The sequence below is a fragment of the Pseudomonas sp. S36 genome (genome assembly GCF_016647875.1).
GTDB classification, from domain to species: Bacteria; Pseudomonadota; Gammaproteobacteria; order Pseudomonadales; family Pseudomonadaceae; genus Aquipseudomonas; species Aquipseudomonas parafulva.
In genome coordinates this window covers 1-19452 of record NZ_JACVVG010000025.1, presented here as the reverse complement: position 1 = coordinate 19452, position 19452 = coordinate 1, and the positions used below count along the sequence as shown (strand labels likewise).

General features: G+C 63.2%; 15 protein-coding genes. 7 read left to right on the top strand and 8 right to left on the bottom strand.

Going from position 1 to position 19452, the window contains the following annotated elements:
- Positions 1-232 precede the first annotated feature (232 nt).
- Entirely contained in the window at positions 233-1930 is a 1698-nt protein-coding gene (gene fadD1 / locus IAE36_RS14985; protein WP_201213192.1) for a long-chain-fatty-acid--CoA ligase FadD1, read from the top strand.
- Between the two features lie 81 nt (positions 1931-2011).
- On the opposite strand, the gene IAE36_RS14980 is transcribed toward fadD1, so the two are convergent.
- The 3 genes from IAE36_RS14980 to IAE36_RS14970 form a co-directional block, all read right to left on the bottom strand.
- Complete coding sequence (locus IAE36_RS14980; RefSeq protein WP_201213191.1) at positions 2012-3319, bottom strand: NAD(P)/FAD-dependent oxidoreductase; 1308 nt, start codon at positions 3317-3319, stop codon at positions 2012-2014.
- 24 nt (positions 3320-3343) lie between these two features.
- Positions 3344-4708, bottom strand: coding sequence for a glutamine synthetase family protein (locus IAE36_RS14975; RefSeq protein ID WP_201213190.1), 1365 nt, complete (start codon positions 4706-4708; stop codon positions 3344-3346).
- Between the two features lie 85 nt (positions 4709-4793).
- Entirely contained in the window at positions 4794-4958 is a 165-nt protein-coding gene (locus IAE36_RS14970) for a hypothetical protein (RefSeq protein ID WP_201213189.1), read from the bottom strand.
- 227 nt (positions 4959-5185) lie between these two features.
- Here IAE36_RS14970 and hrpA point away from each other — a divergent pair, with 227 nt between their 5' ends.
- A complete protein-coding gene (hrpA, locus tag IAE36_RS14965; protein ID WP_201213188.1) occupies positions 5186-9103 on the top strand; it encodes an ATP-dependent RNA helicase HrpA in 3918 nt (1305 codons plus the stop codon).
- Between the two features lie 153 nt (positions 9104-9256).
- Positions 9257-10378 (top strand): beta-ketoacyl-ACP synthase III, encoded by a 1122-nt coding sequence (locus IAE36_RS14960; RefSeq protein ID WP_060481362.1) that lies wholly within the window; start codon positions 9257-9259, stop codon positions 10376-10378.
- Positions 10379-10482: 104 nt separating this feature from the next.
- On the opposite strand, the gene IAE36_RS14955 is transcribed toward IAE36_RS14960, so the two are convergent.
- Positions 10483-11727 carry a putative porin gene (locus tag IAE36_RS14955; RefSeq protein ID WP_028635449.1) on the bottom strand — a complete coding sequence of 415 codons (1245 nt, stop codon included), beginning with the start codon at positions 11725-11727 and terminating at the stop codon, positions 10483-10485.
- A gap of 262 nt (positions 11728-11989) precedes the next feature.
- Here IAE36_RS14955 and IAE36_RS14950 point away from each other — a divergent pair, with 262 nt between their 5' ends.
- Positions 11990-13117 (top strand): GNAT family N-acetyltransferase, encoded by a 1128-nt coding sequence (locus IAE36_RS14950; RefSeq protein WP_201213186.1) that lies wholly within the window; start codon positions 11990-11992, stop codon positions 13115-13117.
- A 4-nt stretch (positions 13118-13121) separates the two neighbouring features.
- Here the strand turns inward: IAE36_RS14950 and IAE36_RS14945 are convergent, their stop codons facing one another.
- The 4 genes from IAE36_RS14945 to IAE36_RS14930 all read right to left on the bottom strand — a co-directional run bounded on the left by IAE36_RS14945 (position 13122) and on the right by IAE36_RS14930 (position 17316).
- The gene (locus IAE36_RS14945) at positions 13122-14954 is read right to left on the bottom strand and encodes an ABC transporter ATP-binding protein (RefSeq protein ID WP_201213184.1); all 1833 of its coding nucleotides are present in this window, start codon (positions 14952-14954) and stop codon (positions 13122-13124) included.
- Positions 14955-15015: 61 nt separating this feature from the next.
- Positions 15016-15573 (bottom strand): peptidylprolyl isomerase, encoded by a 558-nt coding sequence (locus IAE36_RS14940; protein WP_201213181.1) that lies wholly within the window; start codon positions 15571-15573, stop codon positions 15016-15018.
- Positions 15567-16379, bottom strand: a complete 813-nt coding sequence (locus IAE36_RS14935) for an alpha/beta fold hydrolase (protein WP_201213179.1) — start codon at positions 16377-16379, stop codon at positions 15567-15569. The genes IAE36_RS14940 and IAE36_RS14935 overlap by 7 nt, the downstream gene beginning before the upstream one ends.
- A gap of 13 nt (positions 16380-16392) precedes the next feature.
- Positions 16393-17316, bottom strand: a complete 924-nt coding sequence (locus tag IAE36_RS14930) for a LysR family transcriptional regulator (protein ID WP_028635454.1) — start codon at positions 17314-17316, stop codon at positions 16393-16395.
- A gap of 47 nt (positions 17317-17363) precedes the next feature.
- On the opposite strand from IAE36_RS14930, the gene IAE36_RS14925 reads away from it, so the two are divergent.
- From IAE36_RS14925 to IAE36_RS14915, 3 genes are all read left to right on the top strand, one after another.
- Positions 17364-17678 (top strand): 3-phosphoglycerate kinase, encoded by a 315-nt coding sequence (locus IAE36_RS14925; protein ID WP_201213178.1) that lies wholly within the window; start codon positions 17364-17366, stop codon positions 17676-17678.
- A 108-nt stretch (positions 17679-17786) separates the two neighbouring features.
- On the top strand, positions 17787-18386 hold the full coding sequence (locus IAE36_RS14920) for an FMN-dependent NADH-azoreductase (RefSeq protein WP_201213177.1): 600 nt from the start codon (positions 17787-17789) through the stop codon (positions 18384-18386).
- A 203-nt stretch (positions 18387-18589) separates the two neighbouring features.
- A partial coding sequence (locus tag IAE36_RS14915) for a carboxylate/amino acid/amine transporter (RefSeq protein WP_201213176.1) occupies positions 18590-19452 on the top strand: 863 nt, incomplete at its 3' end.

Sequence of the window (19452 nt, the reverse complement as noted above, 5' to 3'; positions counted from 1 at the left end):
AGGTTTCAGAAGGCTGTCTAACGTCACATCACCCTGGGTGTGACCATAATTACCAAAATAGTCATTTTTGTGACCTTTCGGCCTGTCGGAGCCTCTGGTCGACCCCAGGCAAAGCTGCTAATCTCGCCCCGTTTTCAGATGATCCGGTTTGCAACGCGCCGTCATCTCATATCAATAATAAGCGCCTCGATGCGCGAATCGAACTTCGCTGTTGCTGAAGGAGTGGGCTTGAATGATCGACCATTTTTGGCAGGATAAGTACCCAGCCGGGATAACGGCGGATATCGATCCGGACGAATTCCCCAACATCCAGGCGGTACTCAAGCAATCCTGCCAGCGCTTCGCCGACAAACCGGCCTTCAGCAACCTGGGCAAGACGATCACCTATGGCGAAATGTATGCGCTGTCAGGTGCGTTCGCGGCCTGGCTGCAACAGCATACCGACCTCAAGCCCGGTGACCGCATCGCCGTGCAGTTGCCCAACGTGCTCCAGTACCCTGTGGCCGTGTTCGGTGCCATGCGTGCAGGGCTGATCGTGGTCAACACCAACCCGCTGTACACCGCGCGGGAAATGGAACACCAGTTCAACGATTCCGGTGCCAAGGCGCTGGTATGCCTGGCCAACATGGCCCACCTGGCTGAGAAGGTGGTGCCCAAGACCCAGGTCAGGCACGTGATCGTCACCGAGGTGGCCGACCTGCTGCCACCGATCAAGCGGCTGCTGATCAACAGCGTCATCAAGTATGTGAAGAAGATGGTGCCGGCCTACCACCTGCCTCAGGCCGTGCGCTTCAACGACGCCATCGCCCTGGGCAAGGGCCAGCCGGTGGTTGAAGCCAACCCGCAGGCCCATGACGTGGCGGTGCTTCAGTACACCGGCGGTACCACGGGCGTGGCCAAGGGCGCGATGCTCACCCACCGCAACCTGGTGGCCAACATGCTGCAGTGCAGGGCCCTGATGGGGGCCAACCTGCATGAAGGCTGCGAGATCCTCATTACCCCGCTGCCGCTGTACCACATCTACGCCTTTACCTTCCATTGCATGGCCATGATGCTCATCGGCAACCACAACGTGCTGATCAGCAACCCGCGGGACCTGCCGGCGATGGTCAAGGAGCTGGGCAAATGGAAGTTCACCGGTTTTGTCGGCCTCAATACCCTGTTCGTGGCCCTGTGCAACAGTGATGCCTTCCGCAGCCTGGACTTCTCTGCCCTGAAAATTACCCTGTCTGGCGGCATGGCCTTGCAACTGAGCGTGGCCGAGCGCTGGAAGGCCGTTACAGGTTGCGCCATTTGCGAGGGTTACGGCATGACCGAAACCAGCCCCGTGGCGGCGGTGAACCCGGCCCAGGCCAACCAGGTGGGCACCATTGGCATTCCGGTACCGTCCACCCTGTGCAAGATCATCGACGACGCGGGCAATGAGTTGCCGCTGGGCGAGGTGGGGGAGTTGTGCGTGAAGGGCCCGCAGGTAATGAAGGGCTACTGGCAGCGCGAAGACGCCACTGCCGAAATCCTGGACAGCGAAGGCTGGCTGAAGACCGGCGACATCGCCTTGATCCAGCCAGACGGCTACATGCGTATCGTTGACCGCAAGAAAGACATGATTCTGGTCTCGGGTTTCAACGTCTACCCCAACGAGCTGGAGGACGTGCTGGTGGCGTTGCCGGGCGTGTCCCAGTGCGCGGCCATCGGTATACCGGACGAGAAGTCGGGGGAAGTGATCAAGATGTTCATCGTGGTCAAGCCGGGCATGACCCTGACCAAGGAGCAGGTGATGGAGCACATGCGCGCCAATGTCACCGGCTATAAAGTGCCCCGCCAGATCGAGTTCCGCGATGTGCTGCCTACCACCAACGTGGGCAAGATCCTGCGCCGCGAGTTGCGTGACGAAGAACTGAAAAAACAAGGTCTGAAGAAGACCGCCTGAGCCTTGTCCACCGTTGGCAGGGCGGACGGCTCAGGGCGCAGATGGGGATCGAGGGCTGCTCCGCAGCCCATCGCCCGTCGATCAGCGCAATTTCTCCAGCATCTGGTAGTACCACATGCCTGCGGCCAGCAACGGGTTGCCCAGCAAGTCCCCCATCGGCACACGCACATGCTTGCACTGGGCAAAGGTATCGAACCGTTCCAGCGTCCCGGTCAACGCCTCGGCCATGATTTCACCCATGATGTGGCTGGTGGCAATACCGTGCCCCGAGTACCCCTGGCAGTACCAGACGTTGCCCGACAGCTTGCCCAGTTGGGGAATGCGGTTCACCACAATGCCCATGGCGCAGCTCCACTGAAACTCGATGGGTACGCCTTTCAACGCCGGGAACGTGCGCTCGATACAAGGCCGCAACTCACCTTCGATATCCCGCGAGTCCCGCCCGGAATAATTGGCGCCGCCGCCGAATAACAGCCGTTTGTCAGCGGTCAGCCGGTAGTAGTCGAGCACGAAGCGGCAGTCATAGACGGCCAGGTCCTGCGGGTTGATCTGCTCGGCCAGCTCGCCCAGCGGTGCCGTGGTGACGATGCCGCCCATGGCCGGGAAAATCTTGCCCTTGAGCTGGCGCTTTTCAAGCGTGTGGTACACGTCCCCGGCCAGCATCACCTGGCGCGCTTCCACCCGGCCATGGGCGGTGACCACTGCCGGGCGCGGGCCGTGCACGATGTCCAGCACCTCGGAGTTTTCGAATACCAGCGCGCCCAGGCCACGGGCCGCGCGTGCTTCGCCCAGGCACAGGTTGAGCGGGTGCAGGTGCAGGTTGCGCAGGTTTTTCAGCGCCCCCAGGTACAGCGGGCTTTGCAGGTGGTCTGCCACGGCGGCCTGGTCGAGCATGTGCACCTGCTCGCCCATGCCCCGGCGCTGGGCCTCGGCCTGGAACGCATGCAACTCCCGCAGGTGCGAAGGCTTCATGGCCGCGTGCAGGTGGCCGTGCTTGAGGTCGCAATCGATACCGTAGCGCGCCACGCGCTGCTCGATGATCTGGTGCCCGCGCCAGCGCAGGTGCCAGATGAAGTCGTCCACCTCGGCGCCCAGGTGCTGGCGCATTTGCGAACGCATGGCTTCGTCGCCAGACAGGCTGCCAGTGACCTGGCCGCCATTGCGCCCGCTGGCGCCCCAGCCAATGCGGTGGGTTTCGATGATGGCGACCTTCAGGCCGCGCTCGGCCAGCTCCACGGCGGTGGCCACACCGGTGAAGCCACCGCCGATGATCGCCACGTCCACCTGCACCGTGCCCTGAAGCTGGGGGTACTGCGTGTGGTCGTTGAGTGTGGCGCTGTAGTAGGACGGTGCGCGCTGCGCCGGGCCCTTGTTCAATGCTGCATTCATGGCAATTCCTTGTTTGATGGGGGCTCAGGCCTGGTGCAGGTACCAGCGCCAGTCCTGCTCGCTGACTTCGGCCATGAACTGGCGGTACTCGGCGCGCTTGACCTTCAGGTACACGCCAAGGAACTGCTCGCCAAGCGCCTGCTGGGCCCAACGTGAATGCTGCAGGGCATCGAGGGCGGTCAGCCAGTCGGTAGGCAGGTGTTCGGTGGCCTGGGCATAGCCGTTGCCTTGCACCGGCGCGCCTGGGTCGAGTTGTTCGCGGATACCGCAGTGGGTGGCGGCGAGGATCGCTGCGGCAGCCAGGTAGGGGTTGGCATCGGCACCGCAGATCCGGTGCTCCACGTGCCGGCTGGCCGCAGGGCCCCCCGGCACCCGCAGGCTCACTGTGCGGTTGTCGACACCCCAGGTGGGGGCCAGCGGCGCATAGCTGTTGGCCTGAAAACGCCGGAACGAGTTGGCGTTGGGGCAGAACAGCAGCAGCGAATCACGCAGGTGGCGCAGCATGCCGGCGATGGCCTGGCGCAGCAGCGGGGTGCCGGCCTTGTCCTCACTGGCAAACAGATTACGGCCGGCGTCATCGGCCAGGCTCAGGTGCATGTGCATGCCGGTCCCGGCCAGTTGCGCGAACGGCTTGGCCATGAAGCAGGCCTGCATGCCGTGGGCATGGGCAACACCTTTCACCAGGCGTTTGTAGCGTACCGCCTGGTCCATGGCCTGCAGCGCTTCACCGTGCTCCAGGGTGATTTCCACCTGCCCAGGGGCGTACTCCGAAATCGCCGTACGCGCCGGGATGCCTTGGGCCTTGCAGGCTGCATACAGGTCGGCCAGAAACGGCTCGATCTGCTCCAGCTCGCGCAGCCCGTATACCTGTGTGTTGCGCGGCCGGCCACCGTCCGTGTCCCGTGCAGGCTGGGGGCGGCCCTGGGCGTCGGGCTGCTGGTCGAGCAGGTAGAACTCCAGTTCGCAGGCCATCACCGGGTGATAGCCGTCGGCCTTGAGTGCCTCGACAGTGCGTACCAGCACATGGCGCGGGTCGGCGACGCTGGCAGGCAGGCCCTCGTCGGGGTGCATGCTCACCTGCACCGCAGCGGTGGGTATGCGCCGCCAAGGCAGGCGCACCAGGCTGTTCTCCAGTGGGTAGGCACGGCAGTCGATGTCGCCCACGTCCCACACCAGGCCGGAGTTCTCCACGTCATCGCCATTGAGGGTCAGGCCCAGGATGGTGCTAGGCAGCGGGCGGCCGCTCTGGTACACGGGCAGCAGTTCATCGCGGTGCAGCAGCTTGCCGCGGGGCACGCCATTGGCGTCGAGGATGAACAGCTCGAACAGTTCGATATCGGGGTTGTCGGCCAGAAAACGGTTGGCCTGCTCTACAGGGGCAAAGTGCATGATGAAGTCGCTCGCGGGCGCACGGGGCCGCCGCGCTGGCAAGCGGCCCAACTGAGTCAATCGGCCAGGGTGTGGCCGGTTTGGGTCACAGCGGCGTAAGCGAGGTATCCGGCGGGCGGGCGTGGCGGCAGTGCCACAAGGCCCAGAAGGCAAGGATGACATGCACCAGCGGATTTTCCCCGGCACGGCGCGTGGCCTTCGGCAGCGAAGGGCGGGGCGATGGCGGGTTGCTGGGCTGGAACGGGGTCATGCCTTTGATACTCACATGCGGTGTTGGGGTGATTAAACCAGTGAATGGCGACCTTCACGTTGGGGTTGGCTAAACATTCAGGTTGGCTGGGCGGCAACTTGCGGGAACGGGTTCACCCGCGAAAGGCCTGCACAAGCAGCAGAAAACCCGCAAATCTGCGACAATCCACCCACTTTCCGCATGCCGATCATGAAAAAGCAGGCTCACCTGCATCACTCAAAAGCCCCATGACTGACCACGCCATCGACAAACTGCTGCAAAACCTCGACCACGCCATGATTGCCGACCGCCATCGCCTGCGCCGGCAAATGCACGAACTGCGCAAGCGCCCCGATGAGGCAAAGCTGGCGCAATGGGTGGACAAGGTGCAGGCCTCCTGCGCCCAGGTCACCGCGCGCCAGCAAAGCGTGCCCACGGTGCGCTACGACGACAACCTGCCCATCGCGGCCAAGCGCGATGAAATCAAGAAGGCGCTGGCCGAGCATCAGGTGCTGGTGATTGCCGGCGAAACCGGTTCGGGCAAAACCACCCAGTTACCCAAGATCTGCCTGGAGCTGGGCCGCGGCAGCCATGGCCTGATCGCCCACACCCAGCCGCGCCGTATTGCTGCGCGCAGTGTGGCGGCCCGGGTGGCCGAGGAACTCGGCACGCCGCTGGGCGGCCTGGTGGGTTACCAGGTACGGTTCGAGGACCAGAGCGATGCCAATACGCTGGTCAAGCTGATGACCGACGGTATTCTGCTGGCTGAAACCCAGCATGACCGCTTTCTGGAGCGCTACGACACCATCATTGTCGACGAAGCCCACGAACGCAGCCTGAACATCGACTTCCTGCTTGGCTACCTCAAGACCCTGCTGCACCGACGCCCCGAGCTGAAACTGATCATCACCTCGGCGACCATCGACCTGGAGCGCTTCTCCAGGCACTTCGACGGTGCGCCGATCATCGAGGTGTCCGGGCGCACCTACCCGGTGGACACCTGGTACCGGCCATTGACCAGTGAGCAGGACGAGGAGGGCAACCCGATCGAGGACGACCTCACCGTCGACCAGGCCATCCTCGCCACCCTGGACGAGTTGGCCCAGCACGAGCGCGGTGAAGGCAAGGGGCCAGGCGATGTGCTGATCTTTTTGCCGGGCGAGCGGGAGATTCGCGACGCCGCGGAGATCCTGCGCAAGGCCCAGTTGCGCCACACCGAGATTCTGCCGCTTTACGCCCGGCTGTCGCCGGCCGAGCAGCAGCGCATCTTCCAGCCCCACACCGGGCGCCGGGTGGTACTGGCCACCAACGTTGCGGAAACCTCGCTGACCGTGCCCGGCATACGCTATGTGATCGATACCGGCACCGCGCGTATCAGCCGTTACAGCTACCGCGCCAAGGTGCAGCGCCTGCCCATCGAGGCGGTGTCCCAGGCCAGCGCCAACCAGCGCAAGGGCCGCTGTGGCCGGGTGGAGCCAGGCATCTGTGTGCGCCTGTACAGCGAAGAGGATTTCAACAGCCGGCCGGCGTTTACCGACCCGGAGATTCTGCGCACCAACCTGGCGGCGGTGATCCTGCAGATGCTGCACCTGCGCCTGGGCGCCATCGATGCGTTCCCGTTCATCGAGCCACCCGATGGCAAGGCCATCAGCGACGGTTTCAACCTGTTGCAGGAACTGTCGGCGGTCAACCGCGAGAACCAGCTCACGCCCATCGGCCGCCAGCTGGCCCGCTTGCCCATCGACCCGCGCCTGGGCCGCATGCTGCTCGAAGGCGCACGCCTGGGTAGCTTGCAGGAAGTGCTGATCGTCACCAGTGCGCTATCGGTACAGGACCCGCGCGAGCGCCCGCCCGAGCGCCCGCCCGAGCGCCAGCAGGCGGCAGACCAGGCGCACGCCCAGTGGAAAGATGTGGATTCGGACTTTGCTGCACTGGTGAACCTGTGGCGCGGGTTCGAGGAACAACGCCAGGCCTTGACCGCCAATCCGTTGCGCAACTGGTGCCGCAAGCAGTTCCTGAATTACCTGCGCTTGCGTGAGTGGCGCGATGCCCATCGGCAGTTGGCGCTGATCTGCCGCGAGCTGCAATTGACGGTAAACAAAGAACCGTGTGACTACCCGAAGATGCACAAGGCCATCCTCAGTGGCCTGCTCAGCCAGATTGGCCACAAGACCGAAGACGGTGACTACCAGGGGGCACGTCAGCGGCGCTTCTGGGTGCACCCGTCCTCGGGCCTGGGGCGCAAGCGCCCGCAGTGGGTGATGGCGGCTGAGCTGGTGGAAACCACCAAGCTGTATGCGCGGGTGGTTGCCCGTATCGAGCCGGACTGGATCGAACCCCTGGCAGGGCACCTGATCAAGAAGAACCACTTCGAACCCCATTGGGAGAAGAAGCGCGGGCAAGTGGTGGCCTACGAGCAGATCACCCTGTACGGCTTGATCCTGGTAGGGCGCCGGCCGGTTCACTTTGGCCCCATCGACCCTGTCGCATCGCGCGAGCTGTTCATCCGTGAGGGCCTGGTGGGCGGCGAGATCCAGTCCCGGGCCAAGTGCCTGGCGGCCAACAAGCGCCTGCTTGAAGAATTGGATGAACTGGAAGCCAAGGCCCGGCGCCGGGACATTCTGGCGGACGAAGAAACGCTGTACGCGTTTTACGAAGCGCGCCTGCCAGCCGAGATCCACCAGGCCGCCACGTTCGACAGCTGGTACCGCATGGGCAGCCAGAAGGATGCCAACCTGCTGATCATGCGCGAGGAAGACGTACTGGCCCGTGAGGCCAGTGAAGTCACCGCTGCGCAGTACCCCGACAGCCTGCAGCTGGGCGAATTGCGCCTGCCGCTGAGCTACCACTTCGAGCCGGGCCACGCCCGCGATGGCGTGACCGTGCGGGTGCCGGCACCGCTGCTGCCGAGCCTGCCGGGCGAGCGCCTGGAATGGCTGGTGCCCGGTTTGCTGGAGGCCAAGTGCGTGGCACTGGTGCGCAACCTGCCCAAGGCCCTGCGCAAGAACTTCGTGCCGGTGCCCGACTTCGTCAAGGCCGCGCTGGCGCGCATGGCCTTCGGCCAGGGTGCGCTGCCCCAGGCCCTTGGCCATGAACTGCTGCGCATGACCGGTGCGCGGGTGTCGGACGAGGCCTGGGAGGAGTCGATCAACCTGGTCGAAGGCCACTTGCGCATGAACATCGAAGTGGTCGACGGCCAGGGCAAGTTCCTGGGCGAAGGCCGTGACCTGGCCGAGCTGACGGCACGCTTTGCCGCCGCCAGCCAGGCTGCGCTGGCCGTGCCGCGTGACGCCAAGGGTGACCAACCGGTGCAGGCCAAAGCGTTCAATGAGGTCAAGCAAACGGCCCAGCAGAACATCGCCGGCCTGTCGATGACGGTTTACCCCGCGCTGGTTGAGGAGCAGGGCGCGGTGCGCGAAGGGCGTTTCTCGACCCAGGCCGAAGCCCAGTTCCAGCACCGTCGCGCCTTGCAGCGGCTGTTGTTGCAGCAACTGGCCGAACCGGCCAAGTTCCTGCGCGGCAAGCTGCCGGGGCTGACCGAACTGGGCTTGCTGTACCGCGAGCTGGGCCGGGTGGAAGCGCTGGTCGAGGACATCCTGCTGGCGAGCCTGGACAGCTGCGTGCTTGAGGGTGAGCAGGCCCTGCCGCGTGATGGCGCCGCGCTGGCGGCGCTGGCTGAACGCAAGCGTGGCAACTGGGCCGAACACGCCGAACGCCTGGCACGCCAGACGCTGGAGGTGCTGAAGCTGTGGCACGGGCTGCAGAAGCGCTTCAAGGGCAAGATTGACCTGAGCCAGGCTGTGGCGCTGAACGACATCAAGCAGCAACTGGGCAACCTGGTGTACGCAGGCTTTGTTCGCGAAACACCGTCGGCCTGGTTCAAGGAACTGCCCCGGTACCTCAAGGCGGTGGAACTTCGCCTGGAGAAACTCGGCTCGCAGGTGCAGAAAGACCGGGTGTGGAGCGGTGAGCTGGCCAACCTGTGGGCGCAGTACAAGGCGCGGGCCGACAAGCATGCCCAGGAAGGCAAGCGGGACGAACAGCTGACGCTTTACCGGTGGTGGCTGGAAGAATATCGCGTGTCGCTGTTCGCCCAGCAGTTGGGCACCAAGGTGCCGATTTCTGACAAGCGCCTGAGCAAGCAATGGAGCCAGGTGGAAGGCTAAACTTCCAGACTTGTGGCACTATTGAGGCAATTTGGGGCCGCCCGCGGCCCCTCGAGGCAAAGCCCTCGTTTTACAATTGGCACTAAAGTGCTACTACCTGTCATGTTTCCAGCCAGCGCCCAGTGGCGGTGGCCTTCGACCAGAGGAACCACCGTGCATAATGTCGTGATCAGCGGCACCGGCCTGTACACCCCGGCCCAGAGCATTTCCAACGAAGAACTGGTGGCGTCCTTCAATGCCTGGTCGCAGCAGTTCAACCAGGACAACGCCGCTGCCATCGAGCGCGGTGAGGTCGAAGCGGCGCCCTTGTCGGACCCTGCCTTCATCGAAAAAGCCTCTGGCATCAAGAGCCGCTTTGTCATGGACAAGGCCGGCATCCTCGACCCGCAACGCATGAAGCCGCGCCTGCCGGAGCGTAGCAACGACGAGCCGTCGGTGCTCTGCGAAATGGCGGTGGCGGCAGCACGCCAGGCACTGGAGCGTGCCGGGCGTACACCGGCCGATGTCGACGGGGTCATCGTCGCCTGCTCCAACCTGCAGCGGCCTTACCCGGCCATCGCCATCGAGGTGCAGCAGGCTCTGGGCATTCAGGGCTTTGCCTTCGACATGAACGTGGCCTGTTCCTCCGCCACATTCGGTATCCAGACGGCAGCCAACAGCGTGGCCTTGGGGCAGGCGCGGGCCGTGCTGATGGTGAACCCGGAAGTGTGTACCGGGCACCTGAACTTCCGCGACCGTGACAGCCACTTCATTTTTGGCGATGCGGCCACTGCAGTACTGCTCGAGCGTGCCGACCAGGCCAGTTCCAACCACCAGTTCGATGTGGTCAGCAGCAAGCTGTGGACCGAGTTCTCCAACAACATCCGCAACAACTTCGGTTTCCTCAACCGTGCGGCTGAAGAGGGCGAGGGTGCCGCCGACAAGTTGTTCATCCAGGAAGGGCGCAAGGTGTTCCGCGAGGTCTGCCCTAAAGTGGCTGAGCTGGTGGGGGAGCACCTGCAGGAAAATGGCTTGCAGCCCGGCGATGTGAAGCGCTTCTGGCTGCACCAGGCCAACCTCAGCATGAACCACCTGATCGTCAAGAAGCTGCTGGGGCGTGAAGTGGCCGAAGAAGACGCGCCGGTGATTCTGGACCGTTATGCCAACACCAGTTCGGCAGGGTCGGTGATTGCCTTCCACCTCTACCAGGACGACCTGGCCAAGGGCTCGCTGGGGGTGTTGAGTTCGTTTGGGGCGGGGTATTCGATTGGCAGCGTGATCTTGCGCAAGCGCTGATCCTTTCTGCGCTTGCTACGCCTAGGCGTTACACACAAAAAAACGGGAAACACCGGATGGGGTTCGGTGTTTCCCGTTTCAAGTGAAGCAGAGGGGCATTCGGTTTAGAACTTGGCTTCCAGGTCTACCTGCAGGGTGTCTACATCAGCATTGCTGTTGGGCAGGTTGGAGTAGTCGGTCTTGGCCATCATGTAGGCCGCGCCCAGGGCGAAGTTCTTGTCGATTTCGTAACCCACCTTGAACTTGTGGCCACGGGAACCGGTGAAGCCGTTGCCGAAGTCCGAGTCGGTGAACAGGCTCACCACACCGTTACGCTGCACGTCGCGGTAGTTGTAGTCCAGGCTCCAGGCGCCGATCTTGCTCTTCAAGCCAGCCAGCCAGGCCTTGTCCTTGCCGTCGGTGCTTTCGGTGTTCTTGACGAACTGGCCGTAGGCCGACAGCGGGATGGCGAAACCGGTGAAGTCCACCTGGCCGAAGCCTTCCACCAGGTTGAACTCGTTGGTGGTGTTGCCCAGCGAACGCAGGGCAGCAGAGGCCTTGTCGTTGTCGTAACCGTAGATGCTGCCGCCCACGGTGACCTTGACGGTATCAGCCGCGTTGAACTTGGTACCCAGCTGGGCCGCGTACAGTTGGGCGTCGTGTTTGAACTGCACGCCGTCGCCGTCTACGTTGTCCTTGAGGTTGTAGTGGCCGATGCTGCCGAACACTTCGGCGGCGCCCAGGTTGGTCTTGTAGGTGGCGGCCACGCCTTCTGGGTTGATGTCGCTGTCCCAGATGATGTCGCCCATGCTTACCCACGGCTGCATCATCTTGCCGCCGATCAGGTGCAGGTTAGGCACGGCGGTGGGGTGCCAGTCGAGGTAGGCCAGGTCGACCCACAGCGATTTCTTCTCGAAGTAGTTGTCCAGGCTCTGGTTGGTGGAGCGGGCATCGGCGCTGCTGCCGGTGGCCACACGCACGCCTGCATCCACTTGTGGGTTGATCTCGCTGTAGAAGCCGATACGGGCGCGCACACGCTCACGGTCCTGGTTGCCACTGCGCGAGATCGGGTGGTCGACGTTGACGTCTTCGTAACGCAGGCGAACGTCACCCTTGACCTGGGTTTTGGCGGCCCATGCCACTTTCTGTTCAAAGGAGCTCATCCGGTCGGACTGAGCTTTCTGAGCGGCCTTTTCCTTGGTTTCTTGAGCCAGGTCCGCCTGCAGCTCGGAGTACTGCGCCTGGTTGATCGAGCCGTTGGCGCGGAGCATTTCGAGCAGCTTGGCGTCGACGGCCGCACTGGCCGGAGTACTCAGAGCCAGCATCATGCCGGTGAGGCTCACTCCGGTAAGTGTAGAAACAAGACGCATAAGGTTCTCCCTACTGAATAAGATGGGGGACGCCCAAGCGCCCGCCCTTGTGTTGGCATGTCCCCGGAAAGGGCCTGAATAGACAGGTTCTGGTGTTCCGGAAAACAGGCGCAAGTATTGCGGGGGCGGGTGACAGATTAATGTCGGAATGGTGGCACTGTTGTTAAGTGATCAGGTGTTTTACGGTCTGCCGGGCGTTCACCATTTGAGTCGCCCGTCTGCCTTGGGGATACTGGGTACCTCTCTGCCGTGAGCCAAAATCGTGACCAGCCTGTACAGCCTTGCTCAATTGCGTGATCTGCCAGCGGCCACCTGGGATGCCCTGGTGCCCGATGGCCAGCCGTTTTTAAGCCACGCGTTTCTCAGTGCCATGGAAGACAGTGGCAGTGTCGCCCGTGCCACCGGCTGGGCCGCCGAACACCTGGTGCTGGAGCGCGACGGGCAGGTGCGGGCGCTGCTGCCGGCTTACCGTAAATGGCACTCGTTTGGCGAATACGTGTTCGATCACGGCTGGGCAGATGCCTGCGAACGGGCGGGCATTGCCTACTACCCCAAGTTGCTGGGCGCCGTGCCGTTCAGCCCGGTAAGCGGGCCGCGGTTGCTGGCGGCGGATGCGGCCGACGGCTTACTGCTGTTGCAGGCGCTGCCGGAGTACCTGGGCAAGGCGGGGCTATCCAGCGCGCATGTGAATTTCACCGACACCGCGCTGGATGAGCAATTTGCCGGGCTGCCCGGTTGGCTGGAGCGCTTGGGGTGCCAGTTTCATTGGCAGAACAAGGGGTACCGTGATTTTCAGGATTTTCTCGACAGCCTCAGCTCGCGCAAGCGTAAACAGATGCGCAAGGAGCGTGACCAGGTGGCAGGGCAAGGCATCGACTTCTGCTGGTACCGTGGCGATGAGCTGACGGAAGCCCAGTGGGACTTCGTGTTCCTGTGCTACGCCAACACCTACGCAGTGCGCCGCCGCGCGCCGTACCTGACCCGTGAATTCTTCAGCCTGCTGGCCGCACGCATGCCCCAGGCGCTGCGCGTGGTGATAGCGCGCCAAGGTGGGCGGGACGTGGCCATGGCCTTGAGCCTGGTGGGCGGAGGCAGCCTGTTTGGCCGCTACTGGGGTTGCCTGGACGAATTCGACCGGCTGCACTTTGAAACCTGTTTCTACCAGGGTATGGACTACGCCATTGCCGAGGGCCTGCAACGCTTCGATGCCGGGGCGCAGGGTGAGCACAAACTGATACGTGGCTTCGAGCCTGTGCTGACCCGTTCGTGGCACTACCTGTTGCACCCGGGGTTGCGCCGTGCGGTGGACGAGTTTCTGGTGCAGGAGCGTGCGGGTGTGATGGCCTATGCCGAAGAGGCGCGAGGCATGTTGCCTTATCGTCAGGCGTAAGGGGTCAGTCGACCCCGACAAACCCGCCGGTTTGGTGATGCCACAGCCGCGCGTACAAGCCCCGCTGCAGCAGCAGTTCATGGTGGCTCCCCACCTCGACAACACGCCCCTTGTCCAGCAACACCAGCCGGTCCATGCGGGCAATGGTCGACAGGCGGTGGGCAATGGCAATGACCGTTTTGCCCTGCATCAGCGTTTCAAGGCTTTCCTGAATGGCCGCTTCCACTTCCGAGTCCAGCGCTGAGGTGGCCTCGTCCATGATGAGGATGGGCGCATTCTTCAACAGCACCCGAGCGATCGCAATGCGCTGGCGCTGGCCGCCAGACAGTTTCACCCCGCGCTCGCCCACATGCGCGTCCAGCCCGGTGCGCCCCTGGGCATCCGACAGTTGCGGGATGAACTCATCGGCGCGGGCGCGGCGCACCGCTTCGTCCAGCTCGGCGTCGCTCGCCTCGGGGCGACCGTACAGCAGGTTTTCGCGGATGGAGCGGTGCAGCAGCGAGGTATCCTGGGTGATCATGCCGATCTGAGCTCGCAGGCTGGCCTGGCTGACTTCGGCGATATCCTGGCCATCGATGAGAATGCGCCCGGCCTGCACGTCGTACAGGCGCAGCAACAGGTTGACCAGGGTCGACTTGCCCGCGCCGGAGGGGCCAATCAGGCCGATCTTCTCACCAGGGCGGATATCCAGGTTCAGCCCCTCGATCACATTGGCTGCCTTGGCATAGTGGAAGCCCACGTTGTCGAAGCGCACGGCGCCCCGGCTAACCTTCAGGGGCTGGGCATCGGGGCGGTCGGTGACGGTGACCGGCTGGGCAATGGTCTGCAAACCGTCCTGGACCATGCCGATGTTCTCGAAGATGCCATTGACCACCCACATGATCCAGCCCGACATGTTGACGATGCGGATGACCAGGCCGGTGGCCAGGGCGATAGCGCCCACGGTGATCAGCGACTGGCTCCACAACCACAGTGCCAACCCCGTGGTTGCCACCACCAGTAGGCCGTTGAGGGTAGTGATGACCACGTCCATGCTGGTGATCACCCGTGATGCCAGCTGGGTTTTCTCGGTTTGTTCGCTGATGGCCTCGCGGGCATATTGCTGTTCATGATCGGTGTGGGCGAACAGCTTGAGCGTGGCGATGTTGGTGTAGCCGTCGACAATGCGCCCCATCAGTTTGGAGCGGGCATCGGAAGAAACCACTGAGCGTTCCTTCACCCGCGGCACGAAGTAGAACAGCGCCGCGATATACCCCACGATCCACGCCAGCAACGGCAGCATCAGCCGCCAGTCCGCCTCGGCGAACAGCACCAGCGAGGTGATGGCGTAGATCAGTACGTGCCACAGCGCATCCACCGCCTGCACCGCAGAGTCGCGCAGCGAGTTACCGGTCTGCATGATGCGCTGGGCAATGCGCCCGGCGAAGTCGCTCTGGAAAAAATTCAGGCTCTGCTTGAGCACGTGGCTGTGGTTTTGCCAGCGGATCAGGCTGGTCATGCCCGGGTTGATGGTCTGGTGCACCAGCAGGTCATGCAGGCCGAAAAACAGCGGGCGCAGCACCAGTACCACCACCAGCATCCACACCAGCTCGCCACTGTGCTCGCTGAAAAAACGGGTATTGGGGGTGCCCTGGGCCAGGTCGATAATGCGGCTGAGGAAGCTGAACATGGCCACCTCGATCAACGAGGCCACCAGGCCCACCACCAGCAGCGCCAGGAAGCTGGGCCAGACCTGGCGCAGGTAATACAGGTAGAAGGGCCACACGCGGCTGGGAGGTGCCTCGCTCGGGGCGTCGCGGAAAATATCGATCAGTTGTTCGAAACGACGGTACAGCATGGGCGATGCAACTCCTGTTCATCCAGCCGCGAAGCGGCGCACGTCCTTGTGAGACTCGCGATCAGTCGATGCGTTTGGCCGACTTGATGAAGACAGGGTCGGCAGGCACGTCACGCATGCCTTTCTTGATGGTGGTAGGCGAATTGACGATCTGGTCCACCACCTCCATCCCCTTGGTCACCTTGCCGAACACGGCGTAGCCGCGGTCACGCCCGGGGTTGAGGAAGTCATTGTCAGCCACGTTGATGAAAAACTGGCTGGTGGCCGAGTCCGGGTCGGAGGTGCGCGCCATCGACAGCGTGCCCCGGGTATTCATCAGGCCGTTGCTGGCCTCGTTGCGGATCGGGTCTTTGGTCTGCTTTTGTACCATCTGCTCGGTGAAGCCACCGCCCTGCACCATGAAGCCCGGGATTACCCGGTGGAAGATGGTGTTGTTGTAAAAGCCACTGTCGACGTACTGCAGGAAGTTCTTGGTACTGACCGGGGCTTTTTCGGCATTGAGCTCGATTTCTATCTGGCCGAAGCTGGTGTCCAGCAGCACGTGCGGCGTCTTGTCCGAAGCCATGACGCTGGTGGCGAAAGCAACGGAGCAGGCGGTAAGCAGGAGTTTTTTCAGCATGGGCGCAAAGATCCTTCAGGGGAGCAAGCCGCTGCAAGAAACTGCAGCAGGGTCTGGTTGAAAACCTGGGGTTGATCAAGGGGGGTAGCGTGCCGGGAATCTTCGATCACTACCAGCGTTGCCTGTGGCATCAGGGCGACGTACGCCGCCTTGAGTTGTATCGGGGTGTAATCGTGGTCGGCGGCAATCACCAGGGTAGGACAGTGGATCTGCCCGATGCGTTCCTGTACGCCCCAGTCCACGATGGCGTCAAAACTCTTGAGGTAGGCGCGCTTGTTGTTGTGGGCCCAGCGCTGCGCCATGGTGTGGCGCAGCGCGGCCTGCTCTGGCTTGGGGAACAACCGTTGGGCCAGGGCCTTGCCGACCGTTTCGACGCTGAGCACGGTGGCCAGCCCACGGCGTTTCAGCCACCAGAGCCAGTCGCTACGCGTGCGGCGCTTGACCTCGGGCGCACTGTTGACGATGCACAGGCTGCGCAGCCACTGGGGGTGGTCGACGGCAAACTGGAAACCCACCATCCCGCCCATGGACAGCCCCACCAGGTGCACGGGCCCGGTGTGGAGGTGCTCGAGCAAGGCCAGCAGGTCGGCGCTGAAGGTGGCGATGTGGTAACCGTCGTGGGGCTTGTCGGACCGGCCATGGCCGCGGATGTCCATCAGGATCACCCGGTAGTGCTGGCTTAGCAGCGGCACCTGCAGTTCCCAGTCCTGGCTGCTGGAGCCCAGGCCGTGCAGCAGCACCAGTGGCTCGCCCTGGCCGTACTCGCGGTAGTGCAGTGCACAGCCTTCGTGTTCGAAATAAGCCATGGGCGCGGTCCTGTCAGGCTTGGGCGGGGGCGGCGAAGGGCACGTCCAGTGGTGCCGTGTCGAAATTGCGCAGCAGGTCGATGAGGATCTGCGTGGCCGGGCCCAGGGTCTTTTCCTTGCTCGAATAAAGGTAGAACAGCGGATGGCGGCTGCCACCCTGGTCCAGCGGCAGAGGTTTCAGCACGCCGTCGCGCAGCTCGCGTTCGATCATGTGCCGCGGCAGCCAGGCAAAACCCAGGCCGCTGCTGACGAAGGTGGTGGCGGTGCCCAGGCTGCCCACCGTCCAGCGCTGCTCGGCGCCCAACCAGCCCACATCACGGGGCTGGGCACGGCCGGAGTCACGAATCACCACCTGCAACTGGCTTTCCAGGTCCTGAAAGGTCAGTTCACGGCCCAGCCGGTGCAGGCTGTGCTCGGGGTGGGCAACCGCCACGAACTCTACCGCGCTCAGCTCCGCACCCAGGTAGCCCCCGATGCTGTAGCTGCTGATGGCAAGGTCGGCGATGCCCTCGAGCATGACTTCCTCCACCCCCGACAACACCTCCTCGCGCAGGCGCACGCGGCACCCCCGGCTTTGCGGCATGAAGGCAGCCAGGGCGCGTACCAGGCGGGCACTGGGGTAGGCGGCATCGACCACCAGGCGCACTTCCGCTTCCCAGCCTTGTTCCATGTGGTGGGCCAGGTCTTCCAGCTGGCTGGCCTGCTTGACCAGGTGGCGCGAACGGCGCAGCAGCACGTTGCCGGCCTCGGTGAGCACGGCCTTGCGCCCGTCGATGCGCAGCAACGGCACGCCCAGTTGTTCCTGCATGCGCGCCACGGTGTAGCTCACCGACGACTGTGAGCGGTGCAGGGCGTCGGCTGCCTGGGCGAAGCCGCCGTGATCGACCACCGCCTGCAGGGTCCGCCACTGGTCTAGGGTCACGCGCGGCGCTTTCATGTGGTGCTCCTGTTGTCCTAAGCTGCGCTCTTTCAAGGAGAGCGCCGATGAAAAAATTATGTGCAGCAATCCTGCTGTGCCTGCCGGTTGCAGCGTTTGCCTACCCCATCGAGGTGGAAAAAAACATCGACGGGGTGAAGCTTGATGCCACTGCCTATGACACCGCCTACGATATCGGCGCCATCACCCTGGACAACTATGGCCAGGTGCCCGCTGCCTGCAAGGTCACCTTCCGCAATGGCCCCGAGGCCCCCAGGGTGCGGCGTGTGAATGTGCCGGCAGGCAAACGCACCGACGTCACGGCCAAGTTCAACCGGCAGATCATCAAGCTGCGTGTCACGGTCGCCTGCTCGGCTGAATAAACAAATTAATCGATATGTTAAACCCACTTTTTACGCTTTTTAATCGATAGGTCAAGCTTTAGTCTTCCCTCCATCGACTCGCAACCCTTTTTGCCGATGGAGGCATCCATGTCCCGCGTATTGATCATCGAAAGCAGTGCACGTCAGCAGGATTCGATTTCCCGCCAGCTGACCCGGGAGTTCATCGAGCAATGGCAAGCTGCCCACCCCGCTGACCAGATCACCGTGCGTGACCTGGCGTCCAACCCGGTACCGCACCTGGACGCCCACCTGCTGGGTGGCTGGATGAAGCCAGAAGCGCAACGCAGCGCCGCCGAGCTCGACGCCCTGGCACGCTCCAACGAGCTGACCGATGAACTGCTGGCTGCCGATGTACTGGTCATGGCCGCGCCCATGTACAACTTCACCATCCCCAGCACCCTGAAAGCCTGGCTGGACCACGTGCTGCGCGCCGGCGTCACCTTCAAGTACACGCCAACCGGCCCGCAGGGCCTGCTGACCGGCAAACGCGCCATTGTGCTCACCGCCCGTGGCGGCATTCATGCCGGCGCCACCAGCGATCACCAGGAACCTTACCTGCGCCAGGTGATGGCGTTCATCGGTATCCACGATGTTGATTTCATCCACGCCGAAGGCCTGAACATGAGCGGTGATTTCCACGAAAAGGGCCTGAACCAGGCCAAGGCCCAGATGGCCGCGATCGCCTGAGGCGTACCGAATTCCCAACCCTTGCACCCGTTTTTAGCTCCTTTGGGTGAACCTGCCCGGCCATTGGCCGGGCTTTTTTATGGGGTGCGAAAAGGGCGTTGGTGGGGGCGACCCGCGCAAGGGTGGTTATCCCTCCATTCCCAGTGGTTGAACTGGGCCGGTGCAAGCCGCTAAGGTCGCGGCCTTATCCAAGAGAGGCAACCATGGGCTACCTGATTATCGTCGCGCTGATCCAGGCGTTTTCCTTCAGCCTGATCGGCGAGTACCTGGCCGGGCACGTCGACAGCTATTTCGCCGTGTTGGCCCGGGTGCTGCTGGCGGGGCTGGTGTTTTTGCCCCTGACCCGCTGGCGCCAGGTGCCGCTACGCTTCATGCGTTCGATGCTGCTGATCGGCGCGTTGCAGTACGGCATCACCTATGTGTGCCTGTACCTGAGCTTTCGCGTGCTCAGTGTGCCGGAGGTGCTGCTGTTCACCATCCTGACGCCGCTGCACGTGACCCTGATCGAAGACGCCATGAACCGGCGCTTCAACCCTTGGGCGTTGCTGGCAGCGCTGGTGGCAGTGGCGGGGGCTGCCGTGATCCGTTTCGACAGCATCAGCGGTGAGTTCTTCATGGGCTTCCTGCTGCTGCAGCTGGCCAACTTCACCTATGCCGCAGGCCAGGTGCTGTATCGCCACCTGGTGGCCCGCAACCCCAGCGAGCTGCCGCACTATGCGCGCTTCGGCTACTTTTACCTGGGCGCGTTGCTGGTGGCCTTGCCCGCGTTCCTGCTGTTCGGCAACCCTCAGCACTTGCCCGGTACCCAGGTGCAGTGGCTGGTGCTGTTGTTTCTGGGCCTGTGCCCGACAGCCCTGGGCCTTTACTGGTGGAACAAGGGCGCCTGCCTGGTTTCCGGTGGCACGTTGGCCGTGATGAACAACCTGCATGTGCCGGTGGGGCTGCTGCTGAATCTGCTGATCTGGAACCAGCACGAGCCACTGGGGCGGCTGTTCATTGGTGGCGCGATCATTCTGGCCTCGGTATGGCTGAGCCGGGTGGGCGGGCGGGTGAATCAACCTGTTTG

Coding starts and splice junctions, on each gene's coding strand:
- fadD1 (WP_201213192.1), top strand. CDS start 233: ATGATCGACCATTTTTGGCAGGATAAGTACCCAGCCGGGATAACGGCG.
- IAE36_RS14980 (WP_201213191.1), bottom strand. CDS start 3,319: ATGAATGCAGCATTGAACAAGGGCCCGGCGCAGCGCGCACCGTCCTAC.
- IAE36_RS14975 (WP_201213190.1), bottom strand. CDS start 4,708: ATGCACTTTGCCCCTGTAGAGCAGGCCAACCGTTTTCTGGCCGACAAC.
- IAE36_RS14970 (WP_201213189.1), bottom strand. CDS start 4,958: ATGACCCCGTTCCAGCCCAGCAACCCGCCATCGCCCCGCCCTTCGCTG.
- hrpA (WP_201213188.1), top strand. CDS start 5,186: ATGACTGACCACGCCATCGACAAACTGCTGCAAAACCTCGACCACGCC.
- IAE36_RS14955 (WP_028635449.1), bottom strand. CDS start 11,727: ATGCGTCTTGTTTCTACACTTACCGGAGTGAGCCTCACCGGCATGATG.
- IAE36_RS14945 (WP_201213184.1), bottom strand. CDS start 14,954: ATGCTGTACCGTCGTTTCGAACAACTGATCGATATTTTCCGCGACGCC.
- IAE36_RS14940 (WP_201213181.1), bottom strand. CDS start 15,573: ATGCTGAAAAAACTCCTGCTTACCGCCTGCTCCGTTGCTTTCGCCACC.
- IAE36_RS14935 (WP_201213179.1), bottom strand. CDS start 16,379: ATGGCTTATTTCGAACACGAAGGCTGTGCACTGCACTACCGCGAGTAC.
- IAE36_RS14930 (WP_028635454.1), bottom strand. CDS start 17,316: ATGAAAGCGCCGCGCGTGACCCTAGACCAGTGGCGGACCCTGCAGGCG.
- IAE36_RS14925 (WP_201213178.1), top strand. CDS start 17,364: ATGAAAAAATTATGTGCAGCAATCCTGCTGTGCCTGCCGGTTGCAGCG.
- IAE36_RS14920 (WP_201213177.1), top strand. CDS start 17,787: ATGTCCCGCGTATTGATCATCGAAAGCAGTGCACGTCAGCAGGATTCG.